This window comes from Hymenobacter sp. R533113 (assembly GCF_056835965.1).
The window spans coordinates 2,059,151-2,072,541 of the sequence record NZ_JAKWBD010000013.1 but is presented as its reverse complement, the minus strand read 5'-3'; the positions used below and the strand labels follow the sequence as shown (position 1 = coordinate 2,072,541).

The 13,391-nt window shown below is 55.4% G+C and carries 11 protein-coding genes and 1 pseudogene; 4 read left to right on the top strand and 8 right to left on the bottom strand.

Annotated elements, in window-relative coordinates:
* Positions 1-96: 96 nt before the first annotated feature.
* The 3 genes from MKZ35_RS18495 to MKZ35_RS18485 all read right to left on the bottom strand — a co-directional run bounded on the left by MKZ35_RS18495 (position 97) and on the right by MKZ35_RS18485 (position 2,279).
* Positions 97-519 carry a Fur family transcriptional regulator gene (locus MKZ35_RS18495; RefSeq protein WP_482514652.1) on the bottom strand — a complete coding sequence of 141 codons (423 nt, stop codon included), beginning with the start codon at positions 517-519 and terminating at the stop codon, positions 97-99.
* 195 nt (positions 520-714) lie between these two features.
* The gene (locus MKZ35_RS18490) at positions 715-1,257 is read right to left on the bottom strand and encodes a fasciclin domain-containing protein (RefSeq protein WP_482514651.1); all 543 of its coding nucleotides are present in this window, start codon (positions 1,255-1,257) and stop codon (positions 715-717) included.
* A 224-nt stretch (positions 1,258-1,481) separates the two neighbouring features.
* Entirely contained in the window at positions 1,482-2,279 is a 798-nt protein-coding gene (locus MKZ35_RS18485; RefSeq protein ID WP_482514650.1) for a hypothetical protein, read from the bottom strand.
* A gap of 193 nt (positions 2,280-2,472) precedes the next feature.
* Between MKZ35_RS18485 and MKZ35_RS18480 the strand changes: the two genes are divergently transcribed.
* A complete protein-coding gene (locus MKZ35_RS18480; RefSeq protein WP_482514649.1) occupies positions 2,473-3,267 on the top strand; it encodes an SDR family NAD(P)-dependent oxidoreductase in 795 nt (264 codons plus the stop codon).
* Positions 3,268-3,382: 115 nt separating this feature from the next.
* Positions 3,383-4,117 carry an SDR family NAD(P)-dependent oxidoreductase gene (locus tag MKZ35_RS18475; protein WP_482514648.1) on the top strand — a complete coding sequence of 245 codons (735 nt, stop codon included), beginning with the start codon at positions 3,383-3,385 and terminating at the stop codon, positions 4,115-4,117.
* Between the two features lie 70 nt (positions 4,118-4,187).
* On the opposite strand, the gene MKZ35_RS18470 is transcribed toward MKZ35_RS18475, so the two are convergent.
* Positions 4,188-4,547, bottom strand: a complete 360-nt coding sequence (locus tag MKZ35_RS18470; RefSeq protein ID WP_482514647.1) for a hypothetical protein — start codon at positions 4,545-4,547, stop codon at positions 4,188-4,190.
* A gap of 502 nt (positions 4,548-5,049) precedes the next feature.
* Between MKZ35_RS18470 and MKZ35_RS18465 the strand changes: the two genes are divergently transcribed.
* A complete protein-coding gene (locus MKZ35_RS18465; RefSeq protein WP_482514795.1) occupies positions 5,050-5,475 on the top strand; it encodes a C40 family peptidase in 426 nt (141 codons plus the stop codon).
* Between the two features lie 447 nt (positions 5,476-5,922).
* Positions 5,923-5,998: pseudogene (locus tag MKZ35_RS18460) on the top strand (YkvA family protein); the annotation flags it as partial.
* Positions 5,999-6,544: 546 nt separating this feature from the next.
* Here the strand turns inward: MKZ35_RS18460 and MKZ35_RS18455 are convergent.
* The 4 genes from MKZ35_RS18455 to MKZ35_RS18440 form a co-directional block, all read right to left on the bottom strand.
* Complete coding sequence (locus tag MKZ35_RS18455) at positions 6,545-6,817, bottom strand: acyl carrier protein (protein WP_482514646.1); 273 nt, start codon at positions 6,815-6,817, stop codon at positions 6,545-6,547.
* A 106-nt stretch (positions 6,818-6,923) separates the two neighbouring features.
* Entirely contained in the window at positions 6,924-10,349 is a 3,426-nt protein-coding gene (locus MKZ35_RS18450; RefSeq protein WP_482514645.1) for an efflux RND transporter permease subunit, read from the bottom strand.
* Between the two features lie 238 nt (positions 10,350-10,587).
* Positions 10,588-11,715: an efflux RND transporter periplasmic adaptor subunit gene (locus tag MKZ35_RS18445; protein ID WP_482514644.1), complete on the bottom strand. Its 1,128-nt coding sequence runs from the start codon at positions 11,713-11,715 to the stop codon at positions 10,588-10,590.
* 100 nt (positions 11,716-11,815) lie between these two features.
* Positions 11,816-13,369, bottom strand: coding sequence for a TolC family protein (locus tag MKZ35_RS18440; protein WP_482514643.1), 1,554 nt, complete (start codon positions 13,367-13,369; stop codon positions 11,816-11,818).
* Positions 13,370-13,391 lie beyond the last annotated feature (22 nt).

Here is a 13,391-nt window from a genome sequence, read left to right as displayed (position 1 = left end):
CGACGCAGACAGGAGCCAGGCTAGATATAGATAGAGTAAGCGCAAGTTCATAGAACTAACGAGAAATACCGCACCTACGGCCTGCGCGCCGGCTTGCTACTGACACTGCTGGCATAGCCCCGTCATTAGGTATTCACGCGATGTGGCCTGAAAGCCCCCCGGCAATGCAACCACCGGAATTGCCACCTGATTGAGGCAATAGGTGTGCAGGCAGGCAGAACACTTGAAGTGCACATGATCATCCGTGTGCGCGTGGGGGGCACATTCGCGGGAGCACAGCGCGTAGCGCAGAATATCGGTGTTATCGATAACGCGATGAATAACCCCCTTTTCCTCAAACGTTTTCAGGGTTCGGTATAAGGTGATGCGGTCAGTGTTGGAATCCAGACTTTGTTCCAGATCATGGCTGGACTGAGCGTAGGTTTTATCCAGAAATACTCGCAGAACGGCCTGTCGGACAGGCGTCTGACGCAGACCATGTTGGGCCAGCAGGGTAGCAGCAGAATCGGCAGCGGACATACGGGTTTGGAAACGTAAGCGAATAAGCGCTAGCACTGGCAGTTTCGTTCGGCTAGTGATAAGTTGTAAAAATACAACCCGGTAGCATTGTAGAGCCGCCCCAACATATTCCGGGGTGGCTAACGCTGAGCCAGTAGCACCAAAAAGGGCCTGCTTCGTGGAAGCAGGCCCTTTTTCACTTTATAAACCGAATGCCTACTTAGCTGGCATCAATACGGCGTCGATGGAATGCACCGTTCCGTTAGTGGCTTTGATATCGGGGGTGGTCACGGTAGCCGAGCCGCCCTTTGCATCGCGAATCGTGACAGTGCCGCCTTGCAGGCTCACAGTCAGCGACTCACCCTGAACCGTTTTGATGGTTTGGCCATCTTTCAAATCAGCGGCCATTACGTTGCCAGGCACCACATGATAGGTCAGGATCTTGCTGAGCTGCTTTTTGTTGGCTGGCTTGAGCAGATTATCTACCGTGCCGGCGGGCAGCTTGGCAAAAGCGGCATTATCCGGGGCAAACACGGTGAACGGACCTTTCGCTTTGGCCTGTTCGGCCAAGCCAGCAGCCTTTAGCGCAGCTAATAACGTGCTATGCTCAGTAGATAGAGCAGCACTGGCGGCCAAATCCTTATTCGTAGAAGTTGCGCTGGTCGTAGCCGCAGGAGTCGAGGTCATTGTTTGGGCCGTAGCAATGCCACTAGTACCTAGTAGAGCGATTGCACCGAGGATGATCAGTTTCTTTTTCATAGCTAAAGGTTGGATGTTAAAAATGCGGTAAGTGATTCTACAACCGTCGAGTTGATGAATAGTTGAGATAAAATTTTTTAATCTGTTCATAATCAACCTTTTCACTCTATCCATCCTTTAGCAAAACTCATTTATTCGAAACTAAAGCGCCCAGAAAAGCCCCCAGGGCCCAAAAAAGCCAGACGCTCTAACGTCTGGCTTTTTTGGGCCCTGGGGGCTTTTACTTACAGGCTGCTGTCATAATCGGATGAGCTGGATGAGCCACTGCCCATGCCGCCACGATAGCCCGACGACTGGCTTCCTGACTGATTGCCCGAGGAAGAGCCATAGTCGCTACCGCTGCTGCTGCCTGAACGGTAGCTGCTGCCGCTACTGCTGGAACCGCCGCTGCTTGGAGCCGGACGGTAGCCGGAGTTGGAGCTGCCCGAACCTGAGTCGGAGCCGTAGCTACCGCTTGAACCGTAGCTGCCGCTCGAACCAGGCCCAGAGCTATTTAAGCCTGAACCATAGCTACCGGAGCCATAGCTGCTAGAACCGCGGTAAGCTGATTTGTCTGACTTACCTTTTTTACCGCTCTTGCCTTTGTATGACTTGTAGCCTTTGTCGCTGCTCTTGGAGCGCAACGCCAGCCAGCTTAAACCACCAATGAGCAGGGCACCGCCCACTATTTGTTGGGTAGTGCTCAGCTTATTAAACTGCGTAGTTGCTTTGCTGCTGAGGTCTTTTACAGATTGGGGGATCTGGATTTGGTTAAGCTTATCGCCCAAACCAAATTGGTCAGCCATGTCTTTTATTGAACCCATGGCACCACCTTCCTGACCGCTTTGACCTTGATTTTGGTCGTTTTTCTGATTATCCGAGTCATTCGAGCCGCCACCGGCTGTGCTGGCCGAACCGGCAGCACCTGATGATTTACCAGCCGAGCCTTGCGCCGAAGCAGGTTTTTGGGAAGAACTACCCGCATTTGCGCCAGTAGAAGAAGGAGTAGATCCGGTGTTGGATTGATTGGGCTTGTTTTCCATAATGAGGTGAGGGTGATAGAGCGAATAGTTACGTGCAACCGGCGGGTCGCACTAGGTTCTATATCGTATTTCCCCGGAGCCGGGTTGCGAATAAGCAATACTTTTTCCGGCAGTTGAGTCGCAACCTTCATTCATAGGCATCAGTAAGTTAGCCAAACACTGCTCTTAACAACCACCCTAAAAACAAACTTTTATGGCTCATCAATCTAATTCGACCGTTGCTCTCATTACGGGGGCGGCTAGTGGCATTGGTCAGGAGCTGGCCCACCTATTTGCGAAGGATCAATACCAACTTATTCTGGTTGATCAGGACTTAAACGGCTTGCAGCAGTTTGCCGATCATCTGCGCAGCGTTCACCACCTGGAGCCTACGCTTATTACCCAAGACTTGAGTCAGCCTCAGGCTGCTCAGCGCGTGTACGACGCCGTAAAGCAACACGGCCTGCAGATAGATGTGCTCGTAAACGACGCGGGCTTTGGCGAGTACGGCCCTTTCCTGGAAGCTGATGCGGCCCGCAACGTGGCCGTGATTCAAACCAACATTACCGCTTTGGTGGAGCTAACCTATCTCTTCGGGCGCGACATGAAAGAGCGGGGCAAAGGCCGGATTCTGCAGCTAGCCTCCACGGCTGCTTACACACCTTCGCCTAACATGGCCGTTTACTCGGCTACCAAGTCGTTTGTACTGTCCTTTTCGGAGGCCTTATATAATGAGTTAAAAGATTCGGGCGTGACCGTTACGGCGCTGTGCCCCGGCGCTACCGACACCGATTTCTTTGAGCGGGCCGGCGCCGAGGACACCAACGCCGCCCAAGGCAGCCTCGCCAACCCGAAGGACGTGGCCAAAGATGGCTACACCGCCCTGATGAACGGAGAGATGCGGGTTATTTCGGGCATTACCAATAAGATTCAGGCCATGCTCAGCAATATAACACCTGATAACCTGGTGGCTGCGGGCATGCGCAAGATGTTTGAAGAGCAGAAATAGCACTGGCCCCAGCTTAGCATAAGCTGAACAATTGGGAGAGGTTGCCGCTTTTCTTTCGTGAAAGGCAGCAGCCTCTCTTTTGTTTTTCCTATAAAAGCCCCCCAGCCCAGCTTATATGTCGAAGCGGTTCGAGAATAAGGTATGCATCGTTACCGGAGCTACTTCGGGCATTGGGCGGGCAGTAGCCGTGCAGTTAGGGCGTGAGGGCGGTTGTGTAGCTATATTAGGGCGAAGCGTTGAAGCGGGTCGTGAAGTGGTACGCGAAATAAAAGCGCGCGGTGGTGAGGCCATTTTTGTGCGGACTGATGTGGGCAAAGATGCTCACCTTCAGGCTGCCGTACGCCGTACGCTGGCTCGCTGGCACAGAATAGATGTGCTCATCAGCAATGCCGCCGAAATGACTTATGTGCCTCTGCTGGATTTGCCCCCCAAAGAATGGGATGCGCTGATGAATGTGAATGTGCGGGCATTATTTCGGCTCTGCCAACTCTGTTTGCCGCACATGCACCAAGGCAGTATCGTGGCAGTCAGCTCGGTACATGCCCACCAAACCACGGCTAATGTAGTGCCCTACGCCACCAGCAAGGGCGCCATCGAAGCATTTGTGCGCGGCCTTAGTCAGGAAATTGCCCACACCCAAACCCGCATCAACGCTATAGCGCCTGGTGCCGTGGATACGCCGATGCTTTGGGACAACCCTAATGTGAAAAGTGGCCGCGAAAAGATAACTGGCCAGGTGGGTAGCCCCGAGGAGCTAGCTTCCGCCATTTGCTTTATGGCCGCTGCTGAGTCCAGCTTCATCAATGGCACCACGCTAGTTGCGGACGGTGGCCGACTTGCCGCGCTATAGCACGGTTTCGTACTTGTTGGGCTTAGAGGCAAAATGCCCCCCAGCAACCAATAATTCTGATGGTACAGACTTATCCGCGGGCACCCTTGTGCATCTGCTCGGGGTCGGGAAGGGGGCCTTCGCCGGCATAAAGATGAGCGTCGAGGCGACCGGCAAGGCGGGCTTCCGCTTCAAACCTGTTGTTGAAGTATCCCACTCGGGCCGATTCGACCAAGTACTTCCATAAGAAAGGCACTGGGCCATGCTCCCGAAACTGGCGGATGTGGCACATCTCGTGGGCTACCCAATATGGGTCTTGCAAAAACTGCTCGCGGGTGGCTCCGCTGAGGTGAATACTGTTGCCCAAAACCATGGCCACACTTCGCGATTGCAGCACAATGCGGGCGATGCGGGCAAAAGGTGAATTCTCAATAATTCGGGGCGGCTTCATGGCAAATATTGTAGCGGCGTATTATACGCCAAACGGAGGAGGAATAGTCATGGCTCAGCTATAATCTTTTTACCACAAAATTATCTTATAACATGTTTTTTGAGCCTATTGAGGGGCAAAACTTGGATGCCGGGTTTTTTATGGCTTAGCTTTAACCTATGAGGCTGGCTACAATCGGTCGGTTTTGCCCCCCATACGCTCCTTTTTAACCACCTTTTTTCGGACTAACAGTCCAGCTTTTCCGCTCATACGACCCACTTCTTCGCCGCTTGCGGCTACGCCCGAAAATCGATTTTGCTCCCTTACGACGGACAATGAAACATAGCCTTCTCTATTGCCTCGCCGCTGCCTCGCTTACCCTCTCCTTTTTCTACGACCGTACACCTGCTGAACCCAGCACCGCTCCGGCCCCAGTCTTTGCCGAAGCCTCCCTTTTCCCTCCTGGACGCCGGATACGCCGGTTCCGCCCGCCGACCACACGGCCGCTAGTTCCCGCGATTCGCTGGCGTATAACTACTACGCGCAGACCCTCGGTCTCAAGCTTGATTTCGACGAGAACAAGGCGCTGCTCCGCACCGTCACCGACTGGCTCGGCACCCCTTACCGCTACGGCAGCAGTACCCGCCGCGGCACCGATTGCTCCGGCTTTGTAAGTCGCGTATTCAAAGAAGTTTACGGTATTACCCTCCAGCGCAGCTCCCGCTCCATGTTTCAGAGCGTGAAGCGCATCAGCAAGACTGACATAGAGGAGGGCGACCTGGTATTTTTCCGTCGCGGGCCCGGCCAGCCCATTTACCACGTTGGTATCTATTTGAAGGACGGCAAATTTGCCCACTCAGCTACCAGCGGCGGCGTTATGGTAAGTTCCTTACGCCAAGGCTATTATAATCGCAACTTCTACGCGGCCGGCCGCGTTGAGACTAATTAACTGGCCGCCAACTGTTTTCCTGACATGAAGCCCCGCTCTTCGGAACGGGGCTTTTTTGTGGCCTACGGTGGGGCTGCCGAGCCAAAACCATTTTGAGCGGTAACAGTATAGAACAGGCGAGCACCAGCCCGACGCGGGCTGGCAGCAGTTTACTCTCAACTTTGTTTACCTATGAATACTCCGAACCCCAAGGGCGAGAATATCGCCTCTTCTCCCCTCTTCAAAACCTTCCTTGGCAAAGCTGAGGATTATATAAAGAAGCCCCTGCGCATTAAGACGCTGCTAAACGACGCTTATCAGAAAGCCAGCGAGAAGAACGATTTAGGTACGCTGGCCCAAGAGGCTTGGGAAAGCTTGCAGGTGCTGTTTCGGCTGGTTCGCACGTCCGTATCGGGTGAGTACACGGGTATACCTGCGCCTACTATCGTAGCGGCGGTGGCGGTGCTCATCTATTTTCTGAGCCCCATTGACCTGATTCCGGACTTTATTCCGGTGATTGGCTTGCTCGACGACGTGGCTTTGCTAGCTTGGTTTACTACGAAACTGAAAGAAGAGATGGACCACTTCGTGGCCTGGGAGCACTCGCGGCCAGCTATGGCCCACGCCAGCGGTCCAGTAGATAGCCCTTCCGGCGCGGCTGTATCATTGACTTCAACCGATGGCACCACTTCTGAATCGGGCCCAAAGCCGCAAAATGCCCCCCAGACTTCCCCCGACCATACCCTGGACCGAGGCGTAGAAGCGCCGGAGTCGGCTAAACGTATGGGCACTGTTGACTTAGATCATCCAGCGGCTGGCTCTGCTCACTCGCAGTCACGCACCGATTCAGGCATTTCTTCCCCTGATAGCAGCAACCCAAATCCCAGCCTGACCGGCCCCAATGATACGGAGCCTAAGACCGACGTGCGGCCCCATGCCGACGATACCTACAACACCGACGGTAGCCGCACCCGCAACGACAGCCCGAACGATACAGGCGGCAACGTACGCTAATCACCGTTCTTCTAAAACGCAAAAAAGCCCCCCAGCATAGGCTGGGGGCTTTTTTGTGCTATGATATAAGCTCAACCTACGCTACCTGCCGAATTTGAGAGGTATGTGAAGCTACGTAGCTCACGAAATCGCCTACGGTGCTCAAAGGTACTTCGTCGGGAATGGTGATTTTGAAGCTGCGCTCGAGCTCAAGAATAATATCCACTACATCAACCGTGTCGAAGCCAAGCTCGCGGCTCAGGTTGCTGCCGATACGCAGGCGCGTGGGCTTGATGGCCTTACGCTTGCTGATGATGCGCAGCACTTGCTGCTCGATGGTAGAAGGGACGGAGGTAGATGAGGAAATCATAAAAAGGGAGGTATACAAAAAGAGGACTATAAGACCTGAGAAGTGAGATTTAGTTTACTACGGGCAGCTAGTCAACGTCTCACTTCTCATTTCTCGTGTCTAAAGTTTAAGCTTCAGCCAAAACAGGCGGGCGAGTGGCGCGAATCTCTTCCGCGTCGGCGGGGGGCGTTACAGGAGCATCAGGGTCCTTGCCGGTAATCTTAGCGCGGAGCCGTTCATTGAGCAAATACATCACAGGGACTACGACAAGGGTAATAAGGGTTGCAAAGCTAAGCCCGAAAATTATGGTCCAGGCTAGCGGCCCCCAGAACACCACCGACTCGCCTCCAATGTAGAAATGAGGCTCGAAGCGGGCGAACAGACCGTAGAAATCAATATTCAGGCCAATTGCTAATGGGATAAGTCCTAAGATGGCCGCCGTGGCCGTCAGAATCACCGGATTGAGGCGGGTGCGTCCGGCCATCACGATAGCTTCGCGCAAAGGCATTCCCTGGGAACGCAGAATATCGGTGAACTCAACCAGCAGAATGCCGTTTTTAACCACGATACCCGCCAACGCTACTACGCCCACGCCCGTCATCACGATACTAATTTTCATGCCTGTGAGCGCCAAGCCCAACGCCACGCCGATAATCGAGAAGATGATTTCGGTGAGGATGATGATGGTTTTGCTCAGGGAGTTGAATTGCGTTACCAGAATCATAAAGATCAGCCCGATAGCCAGCAGACCGGCTACGCCCAGGAAATCCTGGGTTTCCTGCTGGTCTTCCGTGGCCCCGCCCATACGGACGGTGTAGCCGGCCGGCGTGGGATACGCTTCCAACGCCTGCTGAATCTGGGCCACCACATCGGGGGCGGTGTAGCCGCTGAGCACGTTGGAGCTGATGGTAATAACTTTATTCAGGTCTTTGCGCTTGATGCCGCCGTAGGTGGTGCCGTAGGTCAGGTCGGCGACCGAGGAGATGGGCACCTGCCGCACCTGCCCTGAGCCATCGCGGAAGGTGAGGCGGGAGTTGAGCAGGGCGTCCACGTTGGAACGAAACGGCTCGGCGTAGCGCACCTGAATCGGGTACTCGTCGTCGGCAGTCTTGAACTTGCTGGCCTCGGAGCCGAAGATGGCAGTACGCACTTCCAGGCCGATCTGGGCCGTGCTGATGCCCTCGCGGTTGGCTCGCGCCCGGTCAATATTCACCGCGATTTCAGGGTTGCGGTCCTCCAAGTTGGTGCGCAGATCCTCGATGCCCGCGATGTTGAGCGAATCCACGTAGCGCTCTACTTTCTTGGAAAGCCGGGCCAGGTCCTGGTAGTTGTCGCCGGCTATCTCAATGGCAATGTCCTTACCCACCGGGGGGCCATTTTGCTCCTGATCCACCGCGATTTCAGCCCCCGGAATGCCTTTCACCGCTTCGCGGATTTTGCTGAGATACGTGCCGGTTTTCGGGCCAGTCTGCTCGCCCAGCTCCTTGAAAGCGACCGATACTTTGCCCAGATGCGATTGCGCCGTGCGGGCCGCGTCCTGCGGGTCATCGGCCCCGATGGCCACGTTGGAAATCACGGATTCCACGTCGGGATTGTTACGGCCGATGGCGGTATAAATCCGCTTTTCCAGCTCCCGCGTGATAGAGTCGGTGATGGCTACTTTGGTGCCCACCGGCATTCGCAGGTAAGTGTAGATGAATTTGGGGTCGCCTTTGGGGAAGAACTCCACCTGCGGCTTACGAGTGATTACACCCATAATCGAGCCTACAAACAGAAGTACCATTGTGCCCATTACCAGGGCCGGGTGATGAATGGCCCAGTGCACCAAGCGGCCGTAGCCGTTCTGAAATTTGGGCAAGGCCTTGCGCTGAAACCAGGCAATGCCGTGCACGAATACGAACCGATCCAGGAAGCAAAGCACGATGATAACCAGCACTAGATTGCCCACGAAAGGCGAGCCGGCCAGGTAGCCGATACCGGCGATTAACGCCAGTACGCCCATTGCCAGCAAAAAGCCTTTAGTCAGTTTGGAAGGCTTGTCCTCGGCCAGGTTCTCGCCGCGGTTCATAAAGGACACCGCAAATACTGGATTGATGATAAACGCTACCACCAGCGACGACATCAGCGTGACAATGAGAGTGATAGGCAGAAAGAACATGAACTTGCCGATAATGCCCGGCCAGAAAGCCAGCGGCACGAAGGGCGCGACTGTGGTCAAAGTACCGGCCAGCACGGGCACGAATACCTCGCCCGCCGCGACTTTGGCGGCCTGGGCCGTGCTCAAATCGGGCCGGTCGTGCAGGATGCGGTGGGTGTTTTCAATCACCACGATGGCGTCGTCTACCACGATGCCCAGGGCCAGCAGGAAGCTGAAGAGCACGATCATGTTGAGCGAGAAATCCAGCACCGGCAGGAAAAGGAAAGCCAGGAACATGGAAATCGGCACCGACAAGCCCACGAACAAGGCATTGGTGGTGCCCATGAAGAACATCAGAATCAGCGTCACGAGGATAAAGCCGATGATAATGGTGTTGATCAAGTCATTGAGCGTCACGCGGGTATCGTTGCTGGTATCGCCGGTTACGGTGATGTCCAGCTCGGTGGGCAGGCCTGATTTCGACTCTTCGATGATTTCGTGAATCTTGTCGGCGGCTTCAATCAGGTTTTCGCCGCTACGCTTAATGACGTTCAGCGTGACGGCGGGCTTGCCGTCGAGGCGGGCGTAGCTTTCGCGGTCCTTGAAGGCGTCGGTGACGGTAGCAATGTCGCCGAGGCGAATGGCCGAGCCGTTGAGGTTCTTGATTTCGATGTCGGCGATGTCGGCGGCCCGCTCGTACTGACCCGCGATGCGCACGGCCCGCTTTTGGGTGCCTACGTCCACGGAGCCACCCGAAATAGTCAGGTTTTCGCCCTGAATAGCACGGGTAATATCCTGAAAGCTCAGGCGCGAGGCTTGCAGCTTGGTCAGGTCCACGTCCACGTTTACTTGCTGCTCCAGCGCTCCCACGATGTCCACGCGCGATATTTCAGGCAGCGCCTCAATCTTATCCTGAAAATCGTCGGCGTAGCGCTTGAGCTGGCTCAGCGACAGGTTGCCGGCCAGGTTGATGTTCATAATCGGAAACTCCGAAAAGCTCACTTCCTGTACGCTCGGCGGGCTGGGCAAGTCGGTGGGCAACTCGCTGCCGGCCTTGTCCACGGCGTCCTTGATGAGCTGCTTGGCATACTGCACATCCACGTCGGTGTTGAACTCGACATCAATGACGGAGTAGTCCTGGTTGGAGGTAGAGTTGATCTGCTTCACCCCGTTCACGCTCTTAATCTCCTTCTCAATCTGGCGCGTGACCAGGTTTTCCATGTCCGCCGGCGAGATACCAGGGTAAATGGTGGCCACGATAATTCGCGGCACCACAATATCCGGGAAGTTCTCCTTCTGAAGCTTGATGTAGGTGAACACCCCGGCGATGCACAGAATCAGCGTCAGGATGTAAATGCTGGTCTTATTATCAATAGACCAGCTGGTTGGCTTGAATTCTTTTTCGACGTCCTGCATGATGAATGGGTTTGCGGATTTGGACGATATTCCCCTCCTTACTAAGGAGGGAACGCCGTCGCGAAGCGGCGGCTGGGGTGGTTATGGTGTTGAACGAGGGGCGGGGGGCAATTTTGGTTGGTTATCGTTTTCAGCAACCTTAGCTAAACAACTAAACAACGACCTTAGCCACCCCAGCTTTGGCTTTACCAAAGCGTCCCCCCTCATCTGAGGAGGGGTGCTTGTCATTCTGTCTTCTTTATAGGCTTACTACCTGTCCTTCGTTGATATTTTGATAGCCTGCTGAGATAACTTTGTCGTTGGCACTCAGACCATTGGTGACTTCCACTTCGCCATTATAAGTGGCACCGGTCTGGATGACGCGTTTGCGAGCCACCGGCTGGTTGCCCTTTTGCTCCACCACATATACATAACTATTCTGCTCGTCACGTTGCACCAGGTCAACTGGGATTACCGTGGCGTTCGGGCGATTATAATTCAGGATGCGCACGGTGGCTACCATATTGGGGCGTAGCTGTAGCTGCGACTTGCTATCGAGGCGTAGCTCCGTGGTGAAGGTGCGACTGGTCGGGTCGATAGAGCTGCTGACCACGCGCACGGTAGCCGGAAACTCCTGGTTGCCCAGATCGGGAATGGCAACCACGGCCTTGTCGCCGGCCTTGATGCTGCCCGAGTAGCTTTCCGATACGTCAGCCAGAATTTTGCCCCCCGTACCGCTCACCAGGCGCACTACCGGCGTGCCAGGTGCTACTACTTCGCCCAGCTTCGGCATTACTTCGTCGGCGGTGCCGGCGAAGGGCGCCGTTATATTATAGAGCTCACGCTGACGGCCGAGGGTGCTCAGGTTGCGCTGCAAGGCCTCGTAGTTGTTCTTGGCCTGCAGAAACTGGATTTCGGTGCCAATCTGCTGATCCCACAAGCGCTTCTGCTTTTCGTATACCACGCGGGCCAGGTCCAGGCGCGTGCGCAGCTCGGCAATACTTGCTTCCAATACGCCTGCGTCGATGGTAGCGAGCACCTGGCCTTTACGGACCCGGTCGCCGCGCTGCACGCGCAGGCTGGTAAGCGAGCCACCCGAGCGGGCCGACACAGTAGCATTCTGATCAAAATCGACGCGGCCCTGCACCTCCAGGTAGCTCTTGAAGTCGGCGGGCTTCACGTTCAGTACCGATACCGGTACAGTTTGAGCAGTGGCGGCAGTAGCGGCGCTATCAGTAGGACCGGCTTTGGCTTCCAAAGCCGCAATCTTAGCCTGATTTTCGGCCTGTTCTTTTTTCAGCGCGGCCAACTCAGCCTGCGGATCTTTCTGCCCGCAGGCAGCTAGCAGCATTAGGGCAAGAATAGCGGGAGTGATGCTGTATTTCATGAGGAGAAGCGGTTCACTAACTGAAGGGATGAAAAAGGGGCGGCTGGGGGGCATTTTTTGTGCACTAGTGGAGCAAAAATCCCCCCAGCCGCCGCTATATTTATTTGTTGGCCTGATACAGCGTACCGGCGGCTTTATCGAAATCGACTTTGGCTACCAGCGCGTCGTAGAGCGAAGTGTAATAGTTGGTTTGCGCCTGGCGCAAATCGGTTTCAGCCGTAATTACCTCCAGGTTAGAGCCTACGCCCTCCTGAAACTTGATCTTGGATACCCGCGCTACTTCCGTAGCCAACTCGAGGTTGGCTTTTTGGTTAGCCAGCACGTCAAGCGTGTTTTGCAGGCTGGTCTCGCTCTGGCGGCGCTCTAGGTCGATGCCTTGCTGCAGGGTGGTGAAGCCCTTCTGCACCTGCTCTAGAGCCAGCTTGCCCTGCTGAATAGAGGCACGCTTGCGGAAGCCATCGAATACCGGAATCTGCAATGACAAGCCATAGTTGCCGAAGCCAAACCAGTTCTGATTGAGAAGTTGCCGCCCGCTGGGCGAGGCAATGCGGGCATCAGGGCCACGGAAATCGAGTAGCCCACCCAGGCGTGGGTCAGAGCCGATAAAGCCGTAGGAGCCCGTGAGGCTAAGCGAGGGCAGATAGCCCGCCCGGCGGTTGCGTACGTCGAGGGCAGCTAGGTCGCGCTGGGTTTCCAGCACCTGATACTCTACGCGGCGGCTATAATCGAACTCGTTGCCGGCGCTTTGCAGGCGGTTGCGCTCGGCATCCACCACGGCCGCGTCGAGGCGGTCGGTGAGGTTGACGGCCTGACGCTGGTCGAGGCCCATCTGAAACTTAAGCAGGGCTACGCTCAGATCAATCAGGCGGGTAGCGTTTTGCTGCTCAATGCGCAGGTTATTGAGCTGTACCTGCAAGCGCTGTACGTCCAGCTTTTCCACAAAGCCTTCCTTAAAGGTCTGCTCTGTTTGGTACAGCAGCGTATCGAGACGCTGCACGTTGCGGGCGAGCAGCTGTAGCCGCTCACTAGCCACTAGCGTGCTGTAGTATGCTTTTGATACTTGCTCCACTACATCAATCTCCGTTTGCTGGGTTTGACGCACCGCTAGCTTCTCGTATACTTTGGCCGCTTTCAGCCCCAGAAATACGGAAGCGTTGAACAGTGGCTGCGAGACCTGCACGGCGGCATTACCCTGGTAGCGCAAGCCAAATGCCAGCGGCTGCGGCCCGGCCGATTCTACTTCGGTGTAGGTGGGCGCCAGTACCACACTCTGCCCGCCCTCCACGTTGCGCAGCTGATCGGGCGTGAGGGTGGTACCATCGAGCGTGCCGGGACCGCCCGCGAAAGCACCAAAATCCACGAGCTGACGCTGGAGCTTAAAATTGTCCGTCACGCCGCCCCCGATGTTGATTTGGGGCAAACCGCTAGCCGTTACTTCCTTCACCTGGGCGGAGGCAATCTGCTCGTTGAGGCGCTGCGACTGCAGGGTCGACTTGTTCTGCAAGGCGTAGTTGATGGCCTGCTGTAAGCTCAGCGCCATGGGCGCGCTAGAAGCCGGCGACTGGCCCGTGGAGGGTGTTTGGGCAAGTAGTTGGTGCAGTCCCAGAAAGCTCAGCAGCAAGGCGAGCATTAGAAGGCGAAGCGAGTTTTTCATAATAAGCGGGAAGCAGTAAGCG

Bases quoted from the DNA above. Each gene is read 5' to 3' on its own strand.
- MKZ35_RS18495 (WP_482514652.1), bottom strand. From the start codon at position 519: ATGTCCGCTGCCGATTCTGCTGCTACCCTGCTGGCCCAACATGGTCTG.
- MKZ35_RS18490 (WP_482514651.1), bottom strand. From the start codon at position 1,257: ATGAAAAAGAAACTGATCATCCTCGGTGCAATCGCTCTACTAGGTACT.
- MKZ35_RS18485 (WP_482514650.1), bottom strand. From the start codon at position 2,279: ATGGAAAACAAGCCCAATCAATCCAACACCGGATCTACTCCTTCTTCT.
- MKZ35_RS18480 (WP_482514649.1), top strand. From the start codon at position 2,473: ATGGCTCATCAATCTAATTCGACCGTTGCTCTCATTACGGGGGCGGCT.
- MKZ35_RS18475 (WP_482514648.1), top strand. From the start codon at position 3,383: ATGTCGAAGCGGTTCGAGAATAAGGTATGCATCGTTACCGGAGCTACT.
- MKZ35_RS18470 (WP_482514647.1), bottom strand. From the start codon at position 4,547: ATGAAGCCGCCCCGAATTATTGAGAATTCACCTTTTGCCCGCATCGCC.
- MKZ35_RS18455 (WP_482514646.1), bottom strand. From the start codon at position 6,817: ATGATTTCCTCATCTACCTCCGTCCCTTCTACCATCGAGCAGCAAGTG.
- MKZ35_RS18450 (WP_482514645.1), bottom strand. From the start codon at position 10,349: ATGCAGGACGTCGAAAAAGAATTCAAGCCAACCAGCTGGTCTATTGAT.
- MKZ35_RS18445 (WP_482514644.1), bottom strand. From the start codon at position 11,715: ATGAAATACAGCATCACTCCCGCTATTCTTGCCCTAATGCTGCTAGCT.
- MKZ35_RS18440 (WP_482514643.1), bottom strand. From the start codon at position 13,369: ATGAAAAACTCGCTTCGCCTTCTAATGCTCGCCTTGCTGCTGAGCTTT.